Source organism: Thiorhodococcus drewsii AZ1, assembly GCF_000224065.1.
GTDB classification, from domain to species: domain Bacteria; phylum Pseudomonadota; class Gammaproteobacteria; order Chromatiales; family Chromatiaceae; genus Imhoffiella; species Imhoffiella drewsii.
Map to the genome: position 1 here is coordinate 111069 of NZ_AFWT01000012.1, position 22602 is coordinate 133670.

The 22602-nt window shown below is 58.2% G+C and carries 18 protein-coding genes and 1 tRNA gene; 5 read left to right on the forward strand and 14 right to left on the reverse strand.

Features of this window, described 5'->3' with window-relative positions; genetic code table 11:
* Positions 1-205: 205 nt before the first annotated feature.
* Positions 206-859, forward strand: a complete 654-nt coding sequence (locus THIDRDRAFT_RS10200) for a TetR/AcrR family transcriptional regulator (protein ID WP_216725625.1) — start codon at positions 206-208, stop codon at positions 857-859.
* On the opposite strand, the gene THIDRDRAFT_RS10205 is transcribed toward THIDRDRAFT_RS10200, so the two are convergent.
* The 6 genes from THIDRDRAFT_RS10205 to THIDRDRAFT_RS10230 all read right to left on the reverse strand — a co-directional run bounded on the left by THIDRDRAFT_RS10205 (position 834) and on the right by THIDRDRAFT_RS10230 (position 8667).
* Entirely contained in the window at positions 834-2216 is a 1383-nt protein-coding gene (locus THIDRDRAFT_RS10205; RefSeq protein ID WP_007040759.1) for an MmgE/PrpD family protein, read from the reverse strand. The two genes, THIDRDRAFT_RS10200 and THIDRDRAFT_RS10205, sit on opposite strands and share 26 nt — an antisense overlap.
* Before the next feature lie 65 nt (positions 2217-2281).
* Positions 2282-3388 (reverse strand): hypothetical protein, encoded by a 1107-nt coding sequence (locus tag THIDRDRAFT_RS10210; RefSeq protein WP_007040760.1) that lies wholly within the window; start codon positions 3386-3388, stop codon positions 2282-2284.
* Positions 3382-4179, reverse strand: a complete 798-nt coding sequence (locus THIDRDRAFT_RS10215; RefSeq protein ID WP_040844518.1) for an ABC transporter ATP-binding protein — start codon at positions 4177-4179, stop codon at positions 3382-3384. Before THIDRDRAFT_RS10215 ends, THIDRDRAFT_RS10210 begins: the two co-directional genes overlap by 7 nt.
* Complete coding sequence (locus THIDRDRAFT_RS10220) at positions 4176-5243, reverse strand: FecCD family ABC transporter permease (RefSeq protein ID WP_007040762.1); 1068 nt, start codon at positions 5241-5243, stop codon at positions 4176-4178. Before THIDRDRAFT_RS10220 ends, THIDRDRAFT_RS10215 begins: the two co-directional genes overlap by 4 nt.
* Entirely contained in the window at positions 5240-6400 is a 1161-nt protein-coding gene (locus THIDRDRAFT_RS10225) for an ABC transporter substrate-binding protein (protein WP_007040763.1), read from the reverse strand. The genes THIDRDRAFT_RS10220 and THIDRDRAFT_RS10225 overlap by 4 nt, the downstream gene beginning before the upstream one ends.
* A gap of 2 nt (positions 6401-6402) precedes the next feature.
* Entirely contained in the window at positions 6403-8667 is a 2265-nt protein-coding gene (locus THIDRDRAFT_RS10230) for a TonB-dependent siderophore receptor (RefSeq protein WP_216725626.1), read from the reverse strand.
* A gap of 235 nt (positions 8668-8902) precedes the next feature.
* Here THIDRDRAFT_RS10230 and THIDRDRAFT_RS10235 point away from each other — a divergent pair, with 235 nt between their 5' ends.
* The gene (locus THIDRDRAFT_RS10235; RefSeq protein ID WP_040844544.1) at positions 8903-10387 is read left to right on the forward strand and encodes a DHA2 family efflux MFS transporter permease subunit; all 1485 of its coding nucleotides are present in this window, start codon (positions 8903-8905) and stop codon (positions 10385-10387) included.
* A 118-nt stretch (positions 10388-10505) separates the two neighbouring features.
* Here THIDRDRAFT_RS10235 and THIDRDRAFT_RS10240 read toward each other — a convergent pair.
* A tRNA-Ser gene (locus tag THIDRDRAFT_RS10240) sits at positions 10506-10593 on the reverse strand.
* Positions 10594-10813: 220 nt separating this feature from the next.
* Between THIDRDRAFT_RS10240 and THIDRDRAFT_RS10245 the strand changes: the two genes are divergently transcribed.
* The 3 genes from THIDRDRAFT_RS10245 to THIDRDRAFT_RS10255 all read left to right on the forward strand — a co-directional run bounded on the left by THIDRDRAFT_RS10245 (position 10814) and on the right by THIDRDRAFT_RS10255 (position 13306).
* Positions 10814-11482 carry a Bax inhibitor-1/YccA family protein gene (locus tag THIDRDRAFT_RS10245; protein ID WP_007040766.1) on the forward strand — a complete coding sequence of 223 codons (669 nt, stop codon included), beginning with the start codon at positions 10814-10816 and terminating at the stop codon, positions 11480-11482.
* Between the two features lie 86 nt (positions 11483-11568).
* Entirely contained in the window at positions 11569-11754 is a 186-nt protein-coding gene (locus tag THIDRDRAFT_RS10250) for a hypothetical protein (protein ID WP_007040767.1), read from the forward strand.
* 382 nt (positions 11755-12136) lie between these two features.
* Entirely contained in the window at positions 12137-13306 is a 1170-nt protein-coding gene (locus tag THIDRDRAFT_RS10255) for an arginase family protein (protein ID WP_139058697.1), read from the forward strand.
* 170 nt (positions 13307-13476) lie between these two features.
* On the opposite strand, the gene pnp is transcribed toward THIDRDRAFT_RS10255, so the two are convergent.
* The 7 genes from pnp to rimP form a co-directional block, all read right to left on the reverse strand.
* On the reverse strand, positions 13477-15573 hold the full coding sequence (pnp, locus tag THIDRDRAFT_RS10260; protein WP_007040769.1) for a polyribonucleotide nucleotidyltransferase: 2097 nt from the start codon (positions 15571-15573) through the stop codon (positions 13477-13479).
* Between the two features lie 191 nt (positions 15574-15764).
* A complete protein-coding gene (gene rpsO / locus THIDRDRAFT_RS10265; RefSeq protein ID WP_007040770.1) occupies positions 15765-16034 on the reverse strand; it encodes a 30S ribosomal protein S15 in 270 nt (89 codons plus the stop codon).
* Positions 16035-16194: 160 nt separating this feature from the next.
* The gene (gene truB / locus THIDRDRAFT_RS10270) at positions 16195-17112 is read right to left on the reverse strand and encodes a tRNA pseudouridine(55) synthase TruB (RefSeq protein WP_007040771.1); all 918 of its coding nucleotides are present in this window, start codon (positions 17110-17112) and stop codon (positions 16195-16197) included.
* Between the two features lie 4 nt (positions 17113-17116).
* On the reverse strand, positions 17117-17512 hold the full coding sequence (gene rbfA, locus THIDRDRAFT_RS10275) for a 30S ribosome-binding factor RbfA (protein ID WP_007040772.1): 396 nt from the start codon (positions 17510-17512) through the stop codon (positions 17117-17119).
* Positions 17509-20289, reverse strand: coding sequence for a translation initiation factor IF-2 (gene infB / locus THIDRDRAFT_RS10280; protein WP_007040773.1), 2781 nt, complete (start codon positions 20287-20289; stop codon positions 17509-17511). Before infB ends, rbfA begins: the two co-directional genes overlap by 4 nt.
* 16 nt (positions 20290-20305) lie before the next feature.
* The gene (nusA, locus tag THIDRDRAFT_RS10285; protein WP_007040774.1) at positions 20306-21805 is read right to left on the reverse strand and encodes a transcription termination factor NusA; all 1500 of its coding nucleotides are present in this window, start codon (positions 21803-21805) and stop codon (positions 20306-20308) included.
* 62 nt (positions 21806-21867) lie between these two features.
* Positions 21868-22326 (reverse strand): ribosome maturation factor RimP, encoded by a 459-nt coding sequence (gene rimP, locus THIDRDRAFT_RS10290; RefSeq protein ID WP_040844523.1) that lies wholly within the window; start codon positions 22324-22326, stop codon positions 21868-21870.
* Between the last annotated feature and the right edge of the window lie 276 nt (positions 22327-22602).

Genomic DNA, 22602 nt, shown 5'->3' on the forward strand with positions numbered 1-22602 from the left:
GGGACATAAAAGCAAGTCCTTTGAGACGAGGCTCAGTCCCGTTGCCTGCGCCAATGACTTGCTTTTATAATTATACTGACCGTCGGTCAATTAGTTATTCTAGAGTCACACGTCCAAGTCGCCTAAACTGACCGGTACTCTTAACTGATTGAGATCGGATGCTGAGTTAAGCAATGGAAGATGAGACGACGAGATGAGACACAAGGTGACCAAGTTAGATACCCGGGCGACCAAGACCCCTCGGACGAAGCCTGCAGAAGTTCGACTAGACGAGTTGATGAACGCGGCGGAAAGGCTATTTCTCGACAAAGGAGTCGAGTCGACGACGATTAACGAAATCGTGGAAGCCGCACAGGTAGCCAAGGGCACGTTCTATCACTATTTTTCGTCCAAAAATGAGATTCTGGAGGCGCTGGGCAAACGCTATACCGATCAATTCCTTGTCAGCCTGGAGACGGCGGTTGGCGCCTGTGCCGAGGGGGATTGGCTTGGACGGCTTCGCGCCTGGATTTACGCCAGTGTCGTAACTTACGTTGACACATTCCACATACACGACATCGTATACGCCAACCATCACCATCATGATCGTTCCAACCAGGCCAAGAACGCCATTCTCGATCAGTTGCAGGGGATCATTGAGGGAGGCACGGTTGCCGGTCTCTGGGCGCCAGAAAACCCGAGAGTGGTCGCGCTATTGATTTACTCCGGGGTGCATGGCGCAACCGATGACGTAATCGCCACTCGAGCAAATGATTGCACGGCGTTCGCACAGACAGTCACGGAAAGCTGTCTGCATATGCTGGGCGTCTTTCCGGAAAATAGCTCGGCATCCCTTAAACAATCGGGCAAAGTGCGCTGAATAGTGCAGCGACAGACGCTGCATTTCCAAGCTTTTCGATGTGCTGAACAATTTCATTCGTATTGCAGCGCAATGGCTCGCATGCCGACTGGCTCAGGCACTGCCTGAACTTCGCCACTAAATCAGTGGATTCGAGCGGATTTTCCGGCCAGCCTTTTCCATAGGCTGCCTCAATGACCTTGGGCGCGCACCCGGGTTTAGTCACAGTCAGCCGACACTGGTCGAAACGCTCCCAGTTGTCCATTCTCGCAACCTGTATGCGTTGAGCTAGGTTGACGACTGCGGGTTCGCATGCGCATTCGGCGCTGAACTCGCGTGGAGTGGCCTGCCCGCGAAGCCAGGCATTTGCTGCAATGTAACAAGCGCTGAACTGCGCGTCGATCTCAGCGGTGTGTGTCGGCACATACCGCGCGCCGCACACCATATACATAGCGGGCGACATTTCCAAACGCAAATCACAACGCTCGGGGTCCATAGTCAGCAGTTCGCCTCTTGTCGCAAGTACTGCATCGGTCAATGCCAACAGAATGCTGCAATGAGGATAGCGTTTGAAGCAAGTCACCTCCTCGCCGAGAAAGCGCACTCCCAGCTCTTCCGTCAGTTTTGATGGATCAGCGGCCCCAGGCGCGTAAAGATTGAAAAAACCGTTCTCGCCATTCAGTACTCGCCGAGGTCCGCTGATGCCTGAAGCTGCCAATTGGGCGGCTTCAATGGCATGCCGTGCCACCAGACCTTGGCTGATACGCACTGCCAAGGTTTTGTCCTGGTAGTGTTGGAAAGTACCTATGCCGAAGTCAAACGCAAGACCGACTGCATGCGCAAACTCTGCTGGCGCCAGTCGTAGGAGACGTGCAGCGATGACTGACCCGGAAAACAGACCAAGAATATTGGAATCGAAGCCTTTATAGAAAAAGCCATTCGACTGCGCAGCCTGATTGATACGCTGCGCAAAATCCTGGCCCACAGCCAGCGCCGCCAATAACTCTTGACCAGAAGCGCCACCCAACTGAGCACACGCCAGCGCAACGGGAACATCCGATGAACTCGGATGCCAGCCTGGTGAAACGACATCACAATAGTCCAACGCTCTCGAACGTACCGCGTTGACAAACGCTGCCTGAGACGCAGCCAAACGCAGACTGGAGCCAATTACGCTGGCTTGCTCACAGCCGCTCCATTGACGCGCCAGCGCCAGGGCCGCATCTGTACCTGCCGCATCGTAGCCGGCAGCAAGGCATGACAGATTGTCGAGAATACGCAAACGCTGAAAAGCCAGCACCTTCGCTGGCAGCACGGCTGCGTCCATCGTCCATGCCGCGTCTAGAAGTATGTCGAAGGGGTCGTTGATGGGCTGCATTCCAAACCGCCTGAAATGGCTTAATGAAAATTGGGTTACCTGAAGTAGATTGAAGAGTGTTTCAACTACCGCAGGCTGATACAGGACGGGCGAGCTCCCACCGTACTGCTGGCATGCGTTCGTGGATGACTAAGGCAGAGTGCATCCAGTCCTGCGTTGTGTCCGGAGTACCATGCACCACCGCTCATGAATATTCGTTCGCCATAATTCCGCAGATACACTTGCGCGCTACCATCTTGCGTGGTTATAGCCATCAAGCCCAAGGCATGTAGGCGCGCAGGGATACTGATGCCCGGTTCAGGACGGATACATCTGAATGGAGCATCCATCAGACCTGGATGATTGGTATCGTCGGCGATCGGCCCGCTATGATGAAGAATTCGTGTGCGCAAGATAGGCGTACCGGCGTTTCCCTCTATGCAATGAACTGGGGCATCGAATTTTGCGCTACCCTGGCTGCAGGAAGCCACGTCTTCGCCATCGGTCAGACGCAGCGCAGTCCAGGCAGCGGAGGTCCGGGACAAGTCAGCATGCACAGCATCATTGTCTCGGATGATCTGTATTTCCCCATCGACCAACCGCAAGCCCGCTTGCCACTCCCAAAGGTTTCCGCACAGATCCGCGATTCCCCAACGCGTGTGGTCATGTCGCCAGCTCAACGGCCCACTGCCGGTCAGCGTCGCCGGATCGCCTTGCGCATCGCCCAATTGGCCACCATCCACGCGGCAGCCGTGTTCGCTTGCCATACCGATGGAGCGGCCGGCATCCGTGTTCCCCTGAACGAGGAATCCCTGGCGCCGACACCACAACATGAGTGCAGCACGTTCGGCATTGGTACTCAGATGCCAGCCCGGTCCGCAAGAGCGCGCGGCATGATTGGCGTACTCAAAATTCATGGCAACGCCTGGCGCTACGCCAGGCAGACTGAGCAGTTCACCGGCTCTGATCACGCCTGGATAGCTTCCGTAGAAGAACTCCTTGCACACCCTGCCACTGACGATAAACGCACAATGTGGATCGAAACCGCCTATCCCGAGACTGTCGTTCGTCATCAGGGGAACCACATTCATATAGCTTGGTTGCCCTTTCGCTGTATAAAGGACCGTCTGACGTCCCTCGGACGCCCGCTCTATCTGGTCGCGCAAGGCATTGCGCACAATGATCATCACCATGCGGCATTGCTCCCGGCGCGCAGTGAGCTATCAACGATGACTTGCGTATACCCCCGCGAACAAGGCTCGACCCGAGCCTCGACACCATAGACCTGCGCCAGCAACGCAGGCGTCACCACCTCTGACGCTGGGCCCCAGGCCTGCACTGCACCCTTGTGCAAGACGACAATCTGATCGGCAAAACGCAGGGCGTGGTTAATGTCGTGAATCGCCATGACCACACACGTGGATTGCTCCCGCGCCAGCCGCCTGATCAGGTCGAGGACATCAAATTGGTTCTGTAGGTCCAGGGCACTCGTCGGCTCGTCCAGCAAGAGGACGGATGGCTCGCGAATCAAAGCCTGTGCGATGGAAACCAACTGACGCTGCCCGCCGCTGAGTTGCGCCAGCGCCCGTCCTGCCAGTGCGTCTATCTTCAGCAATTGGAGCATTCTGGTCACCGCGTCCAGTTCATCGTTATCCACGGACCATCCACTGCCCTGCTTACTTGCCAACAACACGGCCTCGAATACGAGCAACGAGGATCGCATCGAAATATCCTGGGGAACATGGGCAGGTCGGTTGCGATGACAGGCAGGCCAGGACTCGACCGACTCTCCGGCAATCTCGACCCGGCCAGGCCCAGTAATTTCACCGGCCATCCGGCGCAGCAAGGTCGATTTTCCTGCGGCATTGGAACCCAGAAGGGCCGTAACACTACCGGCCATAAATGGCCCGAAACTGAGTTCCCGAAGCACCTCGTGAGCATCGAAAGAGATGGATACACCTGAGACATTCACCGATGCTGTCATTGGTGCCTCGTTCGTAGAATCAGAGTGAAAAACAGTGGCACGCCGACCAACGAGGTGACGATACCAATGGGCAATGTCTGCCCCGCCACCAACGTCTTGCTCAATACCGAAGCAGCTGACAGCATGAACGCCCCACACAGCGCGGAAGTGGGCAGCAGGAAGCGCTGGTCTTCACCCACGAGCATGCGGGCGATATGAGGAGCTACGAGGCCGACGAATCCGATAGTGCCGACGAATGCCACGCAAACCGAGGCCAGCAGGCTGCCCAGCAAAATTCCCCGAAGTCGCAACCGTCCCACGGAAACACCCAGACTCGTCGCTCGCGCCTCTCCGAGCCGCAACGCCGTCAACGCCCAGGCCTGGCGCGCAAACATCAGTGTTACGGCCAACAACACGATGCTCATGATGGCCAGCTTGAGCCAGCTTGCACGAGAAAGGCTGCCCATCGTCCAGAACACCACGGCAGAGAGCGCTTGATCCGGCGCGATGTATTGCAATGCCTCCAGCAAGGCGGTGAATGTGAAGACCAGTGTCGTGCCGAGCAGCACGATCATCTCAGTGGTTATGCCGCGTTTCTGGCTCAACCGGTGAATGAACAACGCCGCGATCATCGAAACCAGAAAGGCATTGGCTGGAATGGCAAAAGCCACAGCGGATGCAGGCAGAATACTGACTCCCAGGATCAGACCAAGCGCGGCTCCAAAACTTGCTGCGGCAGACAAACCCAATGTGAAAGGACTGGCAAGGGGATTTCCCAGCACAGTCTGCATTTCCACGCCTGCAACCGCCAGGCTGGCACCGACGACAAGTGCGGTCAGTGCCACCGGCAATCGGATCTCCCACAGAATGACCTGAATCGGAAGGGCGGCATCAGAATCCCACAGTGCAGACAGCACTTCATACGAACTGTAATGCGCCTGCCCGATGGAAAGATCGGCGATGAAACAGACGATAGCCAGACCCCCGATGACGATGAGCAAAAACAGTCGTCGCGTGGCAAGGCTAGAGTAGAGATTACGACCCTGTTCGAGCGTAACGGCGTTATCAATGGCTGACTTGATCATGTAGAGATTCCGTCCAAGCTCAGCCAGTAGCCCTGTTGATAAGGTACAGGAAGAAAGCGAGCATGCAGTTCGCGGAAGGTGGCGTCGGGATCAATAGACGCAAACAGCTCCGGGTGCAGCCACTTGGCGACGCGCTGTAGCGCGATGAAGTAGTAAGGGTTGTCGTAGAACGGGTGCCAGATTGCATACACCTTGCGCTGCTTCACCGCCCGCAACGACCGGAAAGCGGGTCTGTTGATCAATCTGTGCAGGCGAGCCTGGCCTTCCGCCAGATCGGCACCGGGACCAAGATTGACCCAATCGCCAGCCGGTGAATAAAGTGACCAGTTGGCACCCGTCACAAGAACCACATCGGGATCCGATTCGATGACCTGTTCGGGATGTAAAGTGCCGAAGGTTCCGTGCAGGAAACGTGTACCCAGGTTCATACCGCCAGCCACCGCGACCAGTTCGCCGAAGTTTCCATCTCCATAGCTCAGGCAGCAATCGTCATACAGCCCCGCTGCGCGCTCGATCATGACGCTGGGTCTAGATTGAACTTGCGTCAGCGGGAACGTCACTCGCTCGATCTGTGTTTGCCGAAATTGCAAGAAGGCATCGGCGCGGTCTTGCTGGCCCAGCAGTTCCCCGACTATCTTGATGCTGCGTTCGGTATTGCCGAACATGCTGGTGCGAAAATCGACGAACACCACAGCAATGCCCGCCTGGGTCAAGTGATGTATCAGCCCGGATGATTCGGCGGCCGCGTGTGAGCTGAGATTGAGGATGACTACGTCAGGCGCCAGCGCGATCGCCAGTTCGGCGTCAATGGCACCGACAGCAGATCCGCGAAATGTCGGTATCTGCTCAATCTCGGGAAAGCGCCGACGATAGGCCTCGTACCCGCCAAGGTCGGCCGAACGGAAGTTATCACCCCAGCCAACGACATTGGCGAAGGGTTTACCCGGTTGCAGCAGCGCGATTACATAAGCCAATGGTCCGTCGCCCAGGACGATCCTTCGTGCAGGTAGCGGCAACACCACATGGCGTCCGGCGATGTCGATGAGCGAAGCTACAGGGTAGATTGAGGCGAAGGCATGATGTCCAACAAGCAAAGCCCCGCTAGCTAACGCCGCGCCACGCAGAAACGCGCGGCGGTTCATCTGTATCGCGCGCATATTCACCACCGATACGACAGGGTTGCGGTTACTACACGATCCTGCCCAATGAAGCAGTACATATCGGAGGTGCAACTCGCTACGTATTTCTTGTTACCAAGATTAGTGACGTTTATCGACAGCACAGCGTCATCCAATGAGGAAGACAACAGGCCCAAATCGTAGCTTGCGGCCAAGTCAACCAAGGTTGCCGCTGGCACCTTGAAGGTATTGGCCGGATTACCCCAAGTAGATCCGAGGTAGCGCACGCCCATCCCCAACTGCACGCCCTCTAGAGGGCCAGAGGCCAGTCGATAGTCCAACCATGCTGACGCGCTATGGCGTGGCGTTTGCGTCAGACTTTTGCCTTCATAGGTCGCATCCTTGACTAAGGTGTTATCCAGATAGACATAGTTGGCAAGTAGATTTAGATCATGGACGATCTCGCTTGCCGCCTGCAACTCCAAACCACGAGAGCGGACCTTGCCCGATTGGGTCCAGAATCCCAGATGCTGTGTATCGGACGTTTTCACATTAGTCTGATCGAGCTGAAATACCGAGGCGCTTAGTAAGGTGGCAGATCCAGGCGGCTGGTATTTAATGCCAAACTCGGCCTGCTTGGCTTCCGTTGGTATAAACGCACGGCCATGGAAATCATTACCCAGCACGGGATCAAAGGACGTTGCATAGCTGATATAAGGGGCCACGCCGTTGTCGAAAATATAGTTTAGGCCTGCCCGTCCACTCCATTTTTTTGTGCTCTGATGGGTCTTGGTCCACTTGGTCGAATAGCTCCGCGACTCGTCATCAAGTTTGGACCAGTCGTGACGGGCGCTAAGTGTCAATCGCCATTTATCGTAAGAAATCTGATCCTGAAGATAGAGACCAATACGGTTGAAATCCTGACGTACGTTGTAGGGCCAGTTGGTTTGGCTGTCAGTGAAATCTGGAATGGCATGAGGACGGTATTTCGTGGGATCAAAAGGGTTGAACGCAACGGGATCCATTCGATAGGAATCATTGCGGATGCGTCCCTTCGCATAATCAATGCCTCCTAGCACAAGGTGATACGTCGAGCCTAATTCGAACATCCCGGATAGGTTATTGTCGACTTGGAAAGTATGGGAGCTGGATGGAGCCAGACCATAGGTCCCTTCCAGCCACAAATTCCCGTCTCTATTCTGAAAGCCATATATTGAAGTGCGCTGAATATCCGAGTTGATGTACATGTAGCGAAGGTTGCTGTTTAGCTTCCATCCGTTGCCGAAGGTGTGTTCAAACAAGGAACTCACCGATTTTTGTTTTCGTGATGACCCCTGAAAATCCATATCGGAAAAATTCCGCCTGCGGTCAACTTCAGTAAAAGGACTTCCATTCAACCCCAACGCCACCGCAGGCAAACTGTTGTAGTTAGGTATATCAGGCTCTCGAGAGTATGTTGCTAACAGAGTCCATGACGTATTTTCGTCAGGGCGCCAGGTCAAGGCGGGGGCTAGATATACGCGTTTGTGGCGTACGTCCTCCACTTGGCCATGCGAGTCAAGCCCAGTGCCTGTGAATCTGTACAGCAGCGTGCCTTCGTCATTGAGAGAACCTGTGCTGTCGAATCCAATCTCCCGGCGATTGAAGGTCCCTCCTTGTATGAATAGTTCATGGAATGAATCCCGCTGGGGCCGGCGGCTGACCTGATTCACGACACCTCCTCCTGTGCCCTGTCCATACAAGAATGAAGATGGGCCGCGCAAAATTTCGATCCGCTCGAGCGTGAACGGATCTACTTGGGTAGACCATGTCGATACGTTGCTGATAACCCGTAGTCCATCCAGATAGTAGTCAGCGTCTATGCCGCGAATGCGCGTGATATCCAGTTGGCCACCAAACCCTCCAAAACGTTCACTGTTTGCCCCGGCCGTGTATCGCAGTGCTTGGCTAGTACTGGACGGCTGTTGCACTTCGATCTGCTGCTGAGTAATGACGGAAACCGACTGAGGGGTTTCAAGAATGGACGTTTGAGTTTTAGTGCCAATACCAGCTTCTTCCGCAACGTAGCCTCTGACAGGTCCGAAGTCCCCAGCTTGCTCTGCAGTCACGGTTATGGCTGGAAGCGTCGTTAGGCTATCGCCCCGAATGGTGGGACGCTCCATGGACACTCCGTGCGATTTGTCTTCGGCATAGGCAGGCCAGGCGTTGGCAACAGCCAGCCCTGCGAAGCTTGCCGCACAAGAGAGAGCGCGCAATCTCGGCCGGAATTGGCACGAAAGTACTTCGGCGTATCGATGACGTTTCATGCTGGTCTTTCTCTAAGAGCGATGTTGTGGAAACTCATGCTCAGAATCATAGCGATCGACCGACCGACGGTCAATAATATTGCGAAACGTTTTCATTCGCACGCCACCCTGAGGGATACGGCGTAGTCAGCCTCGTAACCACTGAAGGGATGAAACGACGCAAATCCATTGACCGACGGTCGGTCGACAGATATGCTATATCGTTATTGTGTTCAGAACGGTTAGCGCGGCGATCATGCTGGTATCAAAAAGGGCGGTGGCCGTTGCCGCCGTGTATTTAGGAACGTTCATGGCGACGCTCGCGATCAGCATCGTGAGCGTCGCCCTTCCTGCGATTCAGTCGAGCCTGGAAACTAGCCTGTCTGGTCTTCAGTGGGTGGTGGGGGCGTACACCCTCTGCCTCTCGGCGCTCATGTTGTCTGCTGGACCACTCGCAGACCGCTATGGGCGCAAGCGCACATGGCTCATTGGTGTGGCCCTCTTTACTCTGGGATCGGCCATTTGCGCGACTGCCGGCTCTCTTGCGACGCTGATCGCTGGATGCGCGCTCCAGGGCCTTGCAGGCGCACTCGTGATACCCGGCGCGCTCTCCATCTTGACCCAAGCATTTCCTGACCCGGTGGAACGTGCCCATGTCATCGGCGGCTGGTCGTCATTCAACGCGATCTCGCTAATTCTTGGGCCGATGATGGGCGGTCTGCTGGTCGATCACGCCGGCTGGCCAAGCATCTTTCTGGTCAATCTGCCCATAGGCATCGTTGCGCTCGCGCTTGGGCTTGTGGGGGTCGAAGAAAGCTCTCATCCGGACCACGCCGCCCTTGATCCTGCCGGGCAAATTCTAAGCATCGCCTTTCTTGGAGCATTGACGCTGTCGTTGATTAACGCAGGACATTCGGGTTGGGACGCTCCCGAAACCATCGTGCCGATGGTCATTTCCGCGCTGGCCTTACTTGCATTCGTCGCCGTCGAGATGCGTACCTCCCGGCCCGTTCTACCGGTTGACCTTCTCCGTCAGAAAGCCTTCGCATCGGCCAACTTCGCATCTTTCGTGCTGGGTTTCTCGGGCTACACGAGTCTGTTCCTGTTCTCTCTCTTCTTGCAGCGTGGGCAGGGCTGGACGGCCACAGAGACTGGCTGGCGTATGGCCCCTGTCTTTGCTGCAATGCTCGCTGCCTCGTCTGTCTTCGGCAAACTCACGCGGCGCTTCGGGATGAATCGCTTGATGGTCGCTGGCTATGCGCTGCTCGGCGGATCAATGCTGGTCATGGTCTCCTTCACGCCGTCGACCCCTTATTACATTGTGGCACCTGTCTTTGCGTTGCTTGGAATCGGGCTGGGATTGGCGGTGCCCTCAACCGGAGCTGCCGCGATGGGAAGCGCTCCTCGTGAGCGGACGGGAGCTGCGTCGGCAACGATGAACGCGCTACGACAAGGCGGAATGACCATCGGCATAGCCCTTCTTGGAACCCTCATGAGCGCACGGGCAGTCACTTCGCTGAAGAGCGTGCTTGCGCAATCCGGCGTTGACGATGTTGCCGTTATCGCTGCTGTCGCCGTTCAACGGCATGAGGTGCCATCGAATCTCCCTATCTCTTCTGGGGCGTTCCACGCGATGCTGGCAGACGCCTTCACGCACGGCTTCTCCCTTGCGGTTGGGTTTGCAGGAATTTTAGGACTGGTGGCGGCCGGAGTGGTTGCGCTCTCATCACGCAGGCAGTGACAGCCGGTGCTTAGCCCAAGCTGATCCTGGCCGAGTAGCAACGACGCAACAGGGACTTGATAGGAATATAAAGCAAGATCAGCGATGGCGAACAGATAACGCAAATCGCTGATTTTATTGGCGGAGAGGGAGGGATTCGAACCCCCGGACCCTTGCGAGTCAACGGTTTTCAAGACCGCCGCTTTCGACCGCTCAGCCACCTCTCCGGTTTTGGATGGATCCCGCAAAGCAACACATTTGGCGCTGCCCTAATCTGCGGGCGGACAAGGATACATCAAGCGCGGACTTTACCAAAGCCCGACATCATTTCCATCGACTGGAAACGTCGGGTATCCTTCGGAACTCGGGTTGCTGGACCAGGTCATAAAGGCCGAAAGCACCAACGCAATTAACAATACCGATAGCAAACAGGAGTGAAACTTCGATATGGCCAATCCGGGTATTTCAGTCGTCAAGACTTCAGAGTCTGCGGTCTCGACCAACAAGGTACTTAAAAACACCTACATGCTGCTGGCGGCCACCCTCGGCTTTAGTGCCCTGACCGCCATGCTGTCGCTCTTCCTCGCCGTTCCGCCCTGGACCTACATGGCATCCGTCATCATCTCGATGGTGCTCGGCATGTTCGTGCTTCCGAGAACGGCCAATTCAGCTGCCGGCATCGGGGTCATTTTCATCATCACCGGCCTGCTGGGCTTTGGACTGGGCGCCATTCTCAGCATCTATCTGGCGCTACCTAACGGCCCGCAGATCGTCGGCCTTGCCTTCGCCGGCACCGCGACCATCTTTCTGGGTCTTTCGGGGTACGCCCTGACCAGCAAGCGTGACTTCAGCTTCATGGGCGGCTTCATCTTCGCCGGCATGATGGTCGTCATGATCGCGGTTATCGCCAACATCTTCCTGCAGATGCCGGCGCTCGCCCTGGCCATCTCTTCGGCAATCATCCTGCTGATGAGCGGCTTCATCCTCTTCGATACCAGCCGCATTGCGCGCGGCGAGGAAACCAACTATATCCTCGCGACCTACGGTATCTATCTGAGCATCTTCAACATCTTCATCAGTCTGTTGCAGATCCTCGGCATCATGAGCGACGACTGAGACAGCGTCTCGTCATCCTGACCACGGAGAACCCCGGCGCATGCCGGGGTTTTCTATGAAGCCACCCAAACGGAGCTGGAGGTCTTATGGAACTCTTTCTCAAGATCACCGCCGCCATCGTGCTGGGCCTGATGCTGTTCTATCTCTGGCCGGTCTATAAACACTGGCAGGAACATGGCCCCAAGGCCCAGCGCGGAGATTGGCCAGCCGCTATCCTGCCGCTCGGAGCCGTCGTGCTACTGGTCATCGCCCTCATCATGGCCGTGCGCTAAGACGCGGAATGCCCCGTAACGGATTCTCCGTTCCTACGTCACGACAGGTCTTGGCGCGAAGTCATTCGCGCCGGTCTCCACCCAACCTTGACTGATTGCCCCACCCCGCGAAAACCAGCCAGCCCCCCAGGCTGGACAGTCCCTGATCCCACCACCCCGCACACAAGAAAAAGACGTCGATTCGTTGGCGAACTGCTCCTTGACCCGCAGACTCAGGCAACAAGGACGCCAAATAATTGGCGCGCGCTGAGAGCCGTGGACAACGCCCAAGCTCTGCTATCGACCTGAACCGGAAACAAAAAGACCGACCGTCCGACTATTGGCCTCTATCTTGCTGAGAGAGCCACGGATCTCGCGGACTCATGCCGCGAAGTGCCAACCCTTGCCCTTCAATGCACGATGCACGGGCCACGGCAACCGATTCCAGGCAGCAGAGGAAGTAAATGAAATGCTCAGCATAGTGCATGCTCGGACGGATTTTTTTCAGCGCGAGATTGGCCAACCACAACCGAATACAAAAACCGGCCCGGCTCCAGGCTTTGCTGGAGCGATACCTATCGACACCCAGTCATTCTCACAGGTGGCGCTGAGTGGCGATGTCGCCTTCTTGGGATGCGACCTGGAGATCAATCGCCGATACGGCCGGCACAACCCGGGCGCAGCCAGCTTCCTGCGCAAGAAAACGAAAGCGGCAGGCCCCTATCGAGGACTCTACGACCTTGGCTCCGTGACCTCGACCGATCCGTCGGAGGCCATGATCGAAATTGCCGACACGGCGGCAACAGTCGTGAACAGCGGCGGACTGCCCGTCATCATTGGATGCGATCACACGGCAAGCCTTGCCGGACTGCTCGGCAGCGCCCGCGACGAGCCCGAACGACCCGTTTATGTCTATTTCGACGCCCACTTCGATCTCGGACGCAATTGCGCCGAAGACGACCGGCTGCATAACGGCGGTTTTGTCGGCGACATGCTCAGACACAAATGGGCCAGATGCGCCGTGAACATCGGCGGACGCAGCATCGCGACTCAGCTGGACTACCCGGACACACCGCGTTTCGCCAGCATCCCCGCCTACACGTCCATCTCATTACTCACTCAGTGTCTTGCCCCACTCAAGGGAGAGACGATCTATGTGAGCCTCGACGCCGATGTCCTAGATCCCGCGTTTGCCCCCAACGTCGCCTGCCCTGAACCGGGAGGACTATCCGTTGAGGCCCTAAGCAGATGCTGTCGATGGCTGAACCGCAATTGCCGCGTCATCGGCGCCGACCTGATGGAAGCGCTTCCACATCAGGGAAATCGGCTTGCGGAAGACGCCTTGCTGAAATGCCTGCTGACCTTGACCGGAAAAGAACCGCTACACGAAACCCGGCACCGGATACGAACGGAAAAATCCACGCACAGCCCGGCAAGACCAGAGACGACGTCTTCGAGAAAGACGAACGTTCCGTATTGCCGCCTTGTGGAAACCAACGCTGCAACGCCTTGCGAGGAACCATCGATGAAAGATCGCACCCAGACAACCCGCCCCGCCACAGTCGTATCCTAGATCGAATCGGAGCCCGCACGCGCCTTCGTGCCGCACCCAGATTCATCCCTTACCGCGCGAGAAGAAACGCACTCGGGCTCACCTCAAGACAAACACCCGCATCGAACGCAGACATAAAAAAGGGGCCTTTCGGCCCCTTTTTCAGTGCTTAGCGATGTCGCCGAATGGCATCACTCGCCAGGCTCGACCGCCTTCATGCTGAGACGGATACGGCCCTGCTTGTCGACTTCCAGGACCTTGACGCGAACGGCATCGCCTTCGCTCAGCTTGTCGCTGACAGACTGAACGCGCTCCTCGCAGATCTGGGAGATGTGAACCAGACCGTCGCGACCAGGCAGGATGGTGACGAAGGCACCGAAATCCATCAGGCGCGCAACCTTGCCCTCGTAGACCTTACCGACCTCAACGTCCGCAGTGATGAGGCGGATACGCTTCTTGGCCTCTTCGCCTGCGGCCTTCTCGACCGAGAAGATTTTGATCACACCATCGTCGTTGATGTCGATGGTAGCGCCGGTCTCTTCGGTGATGGCGCGAATAACCGAACCACCCTTACCGATGACGTCGCGGATCTTTTCGGGGTGGATCTTGAACTCGATGATACGCGGCGCATGCTCGGACATCTCGGAGCGATGCGAGGACATCACCTTGCTCATCTCGCCGAGGATGTGCAGACGTCCTTCCTTGGCCTGAGCCAGGGCGATCTCCATGATTTCCTTGGTGATCCCCTCGATCTTGATGTCCATCTGCAGGGCGTTGATGCCCTCGGAGGTACCCGCGACCTTGAAGTCCATGTCGCCGAGATGGTCCTCGTCACCCATGATGTCGGTCAGAACGGCGAATTCCTCGGCCTCCTTGATCAGGCCCATGGCGACGCCTGCAACCGGTGCCTTGATAGGCACGCCGGCATCCATCAGCGCCAGACTGGTGCCACAGACGCTCGCCATCGAGCTGGAACCGTTCGACTCGGTGATCTCGGAGACCACACGCACCGAATAGGGGAACTCCTCAATGCTCGGCATCACGGCCAAAACGCCGCGCTTGGCCAGACGACCGTGGCCGATCTCGCGGCGCTTGGGGCTGCCGACCCGGCCCAGTTCGCCAACGCAGAAGGGCGGAAAGTTGTAATGCAGCATGAAATGCTCGCGCCGCTCGCCATCGAGCGCGTCGATGATCTGCGAGTCACGCTCGGTCCCCAGGGTGGTGATGACCATCGCCTGAGTCTCGCCACGCGTGAACAACGACGAACCGTGGGTACGCGGCAGCACACCGGCACGGATGGTGATGGGACGCACGGTCTTGTTGTCGCGTCCGTCGATACGCGGATTGCCGGCGAGAATAGAACCCCGCACAATCTTGCTTTCCAGCGCCTCGATCGCGCCCTTGACCGCCATCTCGCTCCAGGACGACTCCTCGCTGCAGAGCTGCTCCTTAGCGGCAGTGCGCGCCGCAGTCAGCGCGTTGTAACGCTCCTGCTTCTCTTTGATGCGATAGGCCGCCGCGATCTGCTCGCCGCAGGCATTCGCAACCGCATCCGCCAGTTCCGGCGAAACCACGGACGGCGTCCACTCGATCTGCGGCTTGCCAGCCTCGGCCGCCAATTCGCGGATGGCCTCAATGACCACCTGCATCTGTTCGTGACCGAACAGCACGGCACCAAGCATCACCTCTTCGGACAGACCCCGTGCCTCGGACTCGACCATGAGCACCGCCTTGTCGGTACCGGCAACGACCAGATCAAGATCGGAATCGGGATTGAGCCCGATGACGGGCGGATTCAGCAGATACTCGCCATCCTTGTAGCCCACGCGCGCGGCACCGATGGGGCCATTGAAGGGCACGCCCGCGATGGCGAGGGCCGCAGAGGCACCGATCAGGGCCGGAACCTCGGGATTAACCGCCGGGTTCAACGACTTGACCGTTGCGATAATCTGAACCTCGTTGGTAAAACCATCGGCAAACAGCGGGCGGATCGGACGGTCGATGAGACGCGCGGTCAGAATCTCGCTCTCGCTCGGACGCCCTTCGCGGCGGAAGAAGCCGCCCGGGATCCGGCCTGCAGCGTAGGTCTTCTCCTGATAGTCGACCGTCAGGGGGAAGAAGTCTCTCTCCACGCCAGGGTTCTTGTTGACGACCACTGTGACCAAGACCACGGTGTCGTCCATGTTGACCATGACAGCACCATCGGCCTGGCGAGCGATCTCGCCAGTTTCCAGCTTGACTGTCTGGTTTCCGAACTGGAACTGTTTAACGATTGGGGTGGGTATCACAGATAAATCCTCGGGATGTTTGGGCCGTCAAAGCGTCGAACCTGGTGCGCGGCAACGTTAAGGTTTGAGCGAGAGAGAAGCGAGAGATGAGTAGCGGTGCTTGCTGTCTGAACCGCCCGCAGCGAACGCGCCACGGGCGGTATGACGAACGGGGATCAGCAGGTCGCCCGATCGCCAGAGCCGAACGAACCTTAGCGGCGCAGACCCAGACGCGCAATCAGCTCACGGTAACGATCCAAATCCTTGCGCTTGAGGTAGTCGAGCAGCTTACGGCGAGAGTTGACCATGCGCACCAGTCCACGACGCGAGTGATGGTCGTGCTTGTGCTCCTTGAAGTGATCGGTCAACTGGAGGATACGCGCCGTTAACAGGGCGACCTGAACCTCTGGGGATCCGGTGTCCTTTTCGCCGCGCGCATATTCCTCGACGACCTTCTTCTTGTCCGCTGCAGTCATTGTCATTGGTTGATTCCTCGATCTATATCTATTAGGTCACACACAAAAGACCCGGATCCGACGCGGCAACGTCGACATCTCACCCCGACAATGACTTCAGGGATATCGGGCCGAATTAAAAACAGGATCGCCGAAAGCCGCCCAATCAACCCCGGCTGAGCTCCTATCAAATCAATCGCTTGGGCTGAACCTTGCCATCCTCCATGATGACGCCCACACCGATGAAGAGATTAGACGGATCATAGAGCCTGACCAACCCTTCGGTCGGCGCCTGAGGCACCAATACCGCCTGCCCTTGACGCAGATAGAAGGCCGCATCGGCCGAAAGCCGGACCGAAGACCAGTGGCCGAGCGCGGAATCCAGCGGCAGCAACAGCGAATCGATACGCTCCGGCGTCTCATCCTCGGAAAATTCGGCCACCTGCTCCATGGTCACGAAGGGCGCCGCCGATTCCGAATAGGGCCCGACTCCGGTGCGCCTCAATTGAGTCACATAGGCACCACAACCGAGTTCGCGGCCGATGTCCTCCGCGAGAGTCCGCACGTAGGTTCCTTTCGAACAATGGACATCGAGCTCGATCTCGGGCAGATCGAAGGACAGCAGTTCCAGCGCTCGGATCTCGATCTGGCGCGGCTGACGCTCGACCTCGACACCCTCGCGGGCCAGCTTGTAGAGACGCTGCCCCTGATGCTTGACCGCCGAGAACATGGGCGGAAGCTGATCGATCGTGCCGAGGAAACCGCGCAAAACCTCACGTACACGCGTCTCGTCGACCCCGTCCAGCGGACGCGTCTCGACGATCTCGCCCTCGGCATCCGCCGTCGTGGTGGTAGCGCCGAGTTTGACGCGGACGCGATAGCGCTTATCGGCATCGAGCAGAAAGGCCGAGAATTTGGTCGAATCGCCAAGACAGCAGGGTAGAAGTCCCGTAGCCAAAGGATCCAGACTTCCCGTATGCCCCGCCTTGGCGGCACGATACAGCCGCTTGATGCGCTGCAGGGCATCGTTGGAGGTCAAGCCAAGCGGCTTGTCCAGCAAAAGAATACCGGTGACATTGCGTCCAGTGTTACGACGGCGTCCCATCGAATCAATCCTCTCCATCCGCCCCGTGGGGATGAGTCAAGTGGGAATCGCCAACGGCTTTATCGATCAGTGACGAAAGGCGTTCACCATAACCGATCGACTGATCGTAGACGAAGTGCAACTGAGGAATCGCCCTCAGGCGCACCTCTTTGGTCAATGCATGACGCAAGAACCCCGCGAGACGCCCGTTGAGCAGACGCTCCTGGGCCTCGGCCTCCTGGTCATCGGGAAAACAGGTGAAGAACACCTTGGCGTGAGCCAAATCGCGGGTGACACGAACCTCGTGGACCGTGATATTGGCGAGCCGCGGATCCTTGACTTGGTCGCGAACCAAGAGCGAAAGGGAGCGCTGTAGCTCGGCCCCGATCCGCTCGGTACGATCGAATTCCCGCTCGCTCACAGTACGCGGGCCCGCTCGGTGCGCTCAAAGACCTCGATCTGGTCGCCCGGCTGAACATCGTTGTAGTTCTTGACGCCGATACCGCACTCGGTTCCGGACTTCACCTCGCTCACGTCGTCCTTGAAGCGGCGCAAGGATTCCAACGCTCCCTCGTAGACAACGACGTTGTTGCGCAACACGCGGATCGGGCTATTGCGACGGATCGAACCCTCGACAACCATGCAGCCGGCAACCGCGCCGAATTTGGACGAGCGGAACACATCGCGCACCTCGGCCAAACCGATGATCTCTTCCGTAACGATCGGACTCAGCAGACCGGAGATGGCCTTCTTCACGTCATCGATCAGCTCGTAGATGATGCTGTAGTAGCGCAGGTCGAGACCCTTATCCTCTACAACCCGACGCGCTGCGGCGTCCGCTCGGACGTTGAAGCCGAGCATGATCGCGTTGGAGGTGACAGCAAGGTTCGCGTCCGATTCTGTGAGACCGCCGACGCCCGACGAAACGATGGCGACCTTGACCTCATCGTTGGTGAGCTTGAGCAGACTATCCTTGAGCGCCTCCAGACTGCCTTGCACGTCGGCCTTGACGATGAGGTTGACCGCCTTCTGATCACCTTCCTTGAGCTGAGAGAAGAGCTGGTCGAGACTGACCCCACGCTGTTCTTCGAAACGGTTCTGACGCGAACGCTCGGAGCGGAACTCCGCGACCTCGCGGGCCCGACGTTCGTCGGCCACCACGATGACATCGTCACCAGCATTCGGCGTACCGGATAGACCCAGCACCTGGACAGGAATCGAGGGGCCGGCGCTCTCAATGGGCGCACCCGCCTCGTCGAACATGGCGCGAACGCGGCCATACTCGCCACCGCTCACGATGACATCGCCACGATGCAGGGTACCGGACTGCACCAGCACGGTTGCAACCGGGCCACGCCCCTTATCCAAGCTCGACTCGACGATGGCTCCAAAGGCAGGACCATCCACCGGTGCCTTGAGCTCAAGGACCTCCGATTGCAGCAAAATGGCATCAAGCAGTTCATCGATGCCCATGCCGGCCTTGGCGGACACCTTGACCATCATGGTGTCACCGCCCCACTCCTCGGTCAGCACATCGTGCTGAGTGAGCTCCTGCATGACCTTATCCGGATTGGCATCCGGCTTGTCCATCTTATTGATGGCGACGATCAGCGGAACGCCGGCAGCGCGGGCGTGGTGGATCGCCTCAATGGTCTGGGGCATAACGCCGTCGTCGGCCGCCACGACCAGAATGACGATATCCGTCACCTGAGCACCGCGTGCACGCATGGCCGAGAAGGCGGCGTGGCCGGGGGTGTCCAAGAAAGAGACGGTCCCCTTCTCAGTTTCAACGTGGTAGGCGCCGATATGCTGGGTAATGCCGCCAGCCTCGCCGGAAGCAACGCGAGTTCGGCGGATATAGTCGAGCAGCGAGGTCTTGCCGTGGTCGACGTGGCCCATGATGGTCACGACCGGTGGGCGCGTCTCGGACTCGAACTGCCCCTCGCGCTCATGCAGGTCATCGAGCAGCGAACCTTCGGCGTCACGGTCGTCGGCGACAACGACGGTGTGCCCCATTTCCTCGACCACGAGCGTCGCGGTATCCCGATCCAAGACCTGGTTGATGGTGACCATCATCCCCTGCTTGAAGAGCTCGCGGATAACCTGGGACGCCTTGACCGACATACGATTGGACAGCTCGGCCACCGAGATGGACTCGGGAACCTCGACCTCGCGCACGACAGGCGCGGTTGGCCGCTGAAAGGCATGCTTGTCCTGAAGCTGAGGCTTCGACCCCTTCTTCTTACGACGCAGTCCACGCCCGGAACCTCCAGCACCATCGACTTCTTCGTAATCGGAGCGAGAAGAGATGTTGGTATCGCGAACGCGCGTCGAGTCCTTGCGAGCGGACTTCTTGGCCACACGCTCCTTCTCGACAGGCTCGGCGGCCTTCTTGACGGCCTTCTTGGGCCGCGCAGGCTCTGCCGCGCGACGCGGGCTGGCCGGACTGCCTGCCGATCCGCTTTTCTTGGGCTTCGGCGCTTCATCGGTGGTCGCTTCGACCGGTTCGGGCGCGGCAGGCTCGGCAGCCTTGCGCTCGGCGGCCTCAAGCTCGGCCTTCAGCCTCGCCGCTTCCTCGGCGACGCGACGCGCCTCTTCCTCTTGGCGACGAATCTCTTCGGCTTCGCGTCGACGCAGCTCCTCTTCGCGAGCGAGGCGCTCCTGCTCCTCCTGCTCCGCGAGGCGGCGCGCTTCCTGTTCGGCACGCATGGCCTCCAGCTCGGCGCGGCGACGCGACTCGTCGAACACCGAACTCACCGATGTGGCACGCTCGCGCTGAGGACGTGAGCGGTCGCTGGATTGCCGACGCGGCCCCGAAGAGTTCGTGGACTGCGGCGACGAGTCCCCACGCTTGACATAGGTCCGCTTGCGCCTTACCTCGACGCTCACGGTCTTGTTGCTGCGCGGCGTTGGTGCCGGTCTAGCGCCAGTCGTGCCGCTGCGCGGTGTCGGGGTTGGCTGACGCAACTCGCTGACCGATTTGCGCTTCAGGGTGACCTCGTTCGGAGCCGAAGCCGCATCTTCTTCGTCCTTTCCATGACTGCGGCGCAGATAGCCGAGGAGCTTAACCTTCTCCTGCTCAGTCAGCGTCGCATCCGCGCCACTCGCGCTGATGCCCGCCTCGTTCAACTGTGTAAGGAGCCGCTCGACAGGGATACCAACCGTGGATGCGAGTTGCTTGACCGTGACTTCACTCATGGACTGATTTAAACCTCTATTCCTCTGGGGCATCCACGAACCAGGGTTCGCGTGCCTTCATGATCAAGCGCGCCGCCCGCTCTTCGTCCATACCCTCAATTTCCATGAGTTCATCGACCGACTGCTCGGCGAGGTCATCCAGGGTGGCGACACCTCGGGCTGCCAACGCGTCGACAAGATCCGCATCCACTCCTTCCATCGACAGGAGATCACCCGGCGCTTGCGGGGCGTCCTCCTCCGAGGCAATGGCGCGAGTCAATAGGACGTCACTTGCGCGCTCGCGCAACGTTTCGATCGTCTCGTCATCGAATTCTTCGATCGCCTGCATCTCTGCGAGCGGGACATAGGCCACCTCATCGACGCTGGTGAATCCTTCCTCGACCAGCACGGTCGCCAGATTCTCGTCGATGTTGAGCTGATCCATAAAGGACTGCACGGAGCGGTGGGCCTCCTGCTCACTTTTGGCGGCGGCATCCTTTTCGTTCATGACGTTGAGCTCCCAGCCACTCAATTGAGTCGCGAGCCGAACGTTCTGACCGAAGCGCCCGATGGCCTGGGCGAGATTCTCTTCCTTCACCGCCACATCCATGCTACGCGCCTCTTCGTCGATCACGATGGAGACAACGTCCGCTGGCGACATGGCATTGATAACGAACTGAGCCGGATTCTCGTCCCAGAGGATGATGTCGACGCGCTCGCCATTGAGTTCGTTGGACACCGCCTGAACACGCGATCCACGCATACCGACACAGGCGCCGACCGGATCGATACGCGGATCGGAGGTCCGCACGGCGATCTTGGCGCGCGAACCGGGATCGCGTGCCGCACCGAGGATTTGGATCAAACCCTCGCCGACCTCGGGAACCTCTAGTTTGAACAGTTCGATCAGCAGTTCAGCAGCGGTTCGGCTTACGAAGAGCTGCGGACCCTTGGACTCCGAGCGCACATCGTAGAGATAGCCGCGCAGGCGGTCGCCCGGACGAACGGATTCGCGAGGGATGACATGGTCGCGAGGGACCAATGCCTCGGCATTGTTACCGAGATCGAGCAGAATGGTCCCGCGCTCGGCCTTCTTGACGATACCGGTGACGAGCTGGCCCTTGCGCTCGGCAAAGGCAGAGACAATCTTGGCTCGTTCGGCATCGCGCACCTTCTGCACGATGACCTGCTTGGCCGTCTGAGCCGCGATACGGCCAAACAGCTCGGATTCGATTTCTTCCTCGATGAAATCACCAACCCCCAAGGTCGGTTCGAGGATGGCAGCGGCGGATTGAGTGATTTGACGCGAGGGCGCCTCCAGCACTCCCTCTTCGGGGTCCGGAACGATTTCCCAACGACGGTATGTACGATAATCCCCGGTCTTGCGGTCGATGACCACGCGAGCCTCAATCTCGCCACCGTGCTTCTTGCGCGTGGCTGAAGCCAAAGCGGCCTCGATCGCCTCGAAGATCACGGTTTCGGGGACGTCCTTCTCGTTGGAAACGGCCTCAACGACCAGTAAGATCTCTTTACTCATTCCACCTTTATCCAACTCTTAAGAACATGCGACCCGGAAGCGCCCGAGAAAGGTCGTCGGTCTCAGGACTCGGGCACCAGACGAGCGGATTCGATCACCCCGAGCGGAACCTCCCAACGACAGCCCTCAACCTCCAGTACGACCAAGCCACCCTCATAGCCTTGAAGGAGACCATCTAATTTGCGGCGTCCATCGAGCTTTTCTGCCAACCGGACCCTCACCCGAGATCCCGCGAAACGCTCGAAGTGATCAGGGAACACCAGGGGTCTGTCCATACCTGGCGAAGAGATTTCGAGATCGTACTGCCCTGGCAGGGGATCCTCGACATCCAGCACGCCGCTCAACTGATGACTTACCGCAGTGCAATCATCAAGCGTGATTCCGCGCTCGTGATCAATATAGACCCTGAGCGTCGCGCCACCAGTTCCGCGCTGAAAGAACTCCACTCCGACAAGCTCGAACCCCATGGATTCGGCGACCCCACGCGCCAGCGTGGTGAGATGACTGTCTGCAGGCTGCATTGATCCGCCCCGTAGAAACAAAAATTGGGCCATCGGCCCAACCCTTGAACCGTGCCCGGACTTAAATCGAGCCCACGGCCGCGTTTCGCGAGCGACAAAAAAACCCCGTAACGGGGCCTTAATGGACGGCGAGTGTGATAGTACTTGCTCTGCCTCCTCCTTAAGCGTGAGAAGTATATCCGACACCAGAACAGGCTGCAACACACGAACACGCAAACAAAGCCCGTCGAACGGCCATTCAGCCGCTCGCAACAGGGAACGGAAACACGACCCGAT

What these genes read in the sequence shown, in the direction of transcription:
- THIDRDRAFT_RS10215 (WP_040844518.1), bottom strand. Translation starts at nt 4,179, where the DNA reads ATGACAGCATCGGTGAATGTCTCAGGTGTATCCATCTCTTTCGATGCT.
- nusA (WP_007040774.1), bottom strand. Translation starts at nt 21,805, where the DNA reads ATGAGTAAAGAGATCTTACTGGTCGTTGAGGCCGTTTCCAACGAGAAG.
- THIDRDRAFT_RS10210 (WP_007040760.1), bottom strand. Translation starts at nt 3,388, where the DNA reads ATGGTGATGATCATTGTGCGCAATGCCTTGCGCGACCAGATAGAGCGG.
- THIDRDRAFT_RS10205 (WP_007040759.1), bottom strand. Translation starts at nt 2,216, where the DNA reads ATGCAGCCCATCAACGACCCCTTCGACATACTTCTAGACGCGGCATGG.
- THIDRDRAFT_RS10225 (WP_007040763.1), bottom strand. Translation starts at nt 6,400, where the DNA reads ATGCGCGCGATACAGATGAACCGCCGCGCGTTTCTGCGTGGCGCGGCG.
- infB (WP_007040773.1), bottom strand. Translation starts at nt 20,289, where the DNA reads ATGAGTGAAGTCACGGTCAAGCAACTCGCATCCACGGTTGGTATCCCT.
- THIDRDRAFT_RS10245 (WP_007040766.1), top strand. Translation starts at nt 10,814, where the DNA reads ATGGCCAATCCGGGTATTTCAGTCGTCAAGACTTCAGAGTCTGCGGTC.
- rimP (WP_040844523.1), bottom strand. Translation starts at nt 22,326, where the DNA reads ATGCAGCCTGCAGACAGTCATCTCACCACGCTGGCGCGTGGGGTCGCC.
- truB (WP_007040771.1), bottom strand. Translation starts at nt 17,112, where the DNA reads ATGGGACGCCGTCGTAACACTGGACGCAATGTCACCGGTATTCTTTTG.
- THIDRDRAFT_RS10235 (WP_040844544.1), top strand. Translation starts at nt 8,903, where the DNA reads ATGCTGGTATCAAAAAGGGCGGTGGCCGTTGCCGCCGTGTATTTAGGA.
- THIDRDRAFT_RS10220 (WP_007040762.1), bottom strand. Translation starts at nt 5,243, where the DNA reads ATGATCAAGTCAGCCATTGATAACGCCGTTACGCTCGAACAGGGTCGT.
- rpsO (WP_007040770.1), bottom strand. Translation starts at nt 16,034, where the DNA reads ATGACAATGACTGCAGCGGACAAGAAGAAGGTCGTCGAGGAATATGCG.
- THIDRDRAFT_RS10230 (WP_216725626.1), bottom strand. Translation starts at nt 8,667, where the DNA reads ATGAAACGTCATCGATACGCCGAAGTACTTTCGTGCCAATTCCGGCCG.
- THIDRDRAFT_RS10250 (WP_007040767.1), top strand. Translation starts at nt 11,569, where the DNA reads ATGGAACTCTTTCTCAAGATCACCGCCGCCATCGTGCTGGGCCTGATG.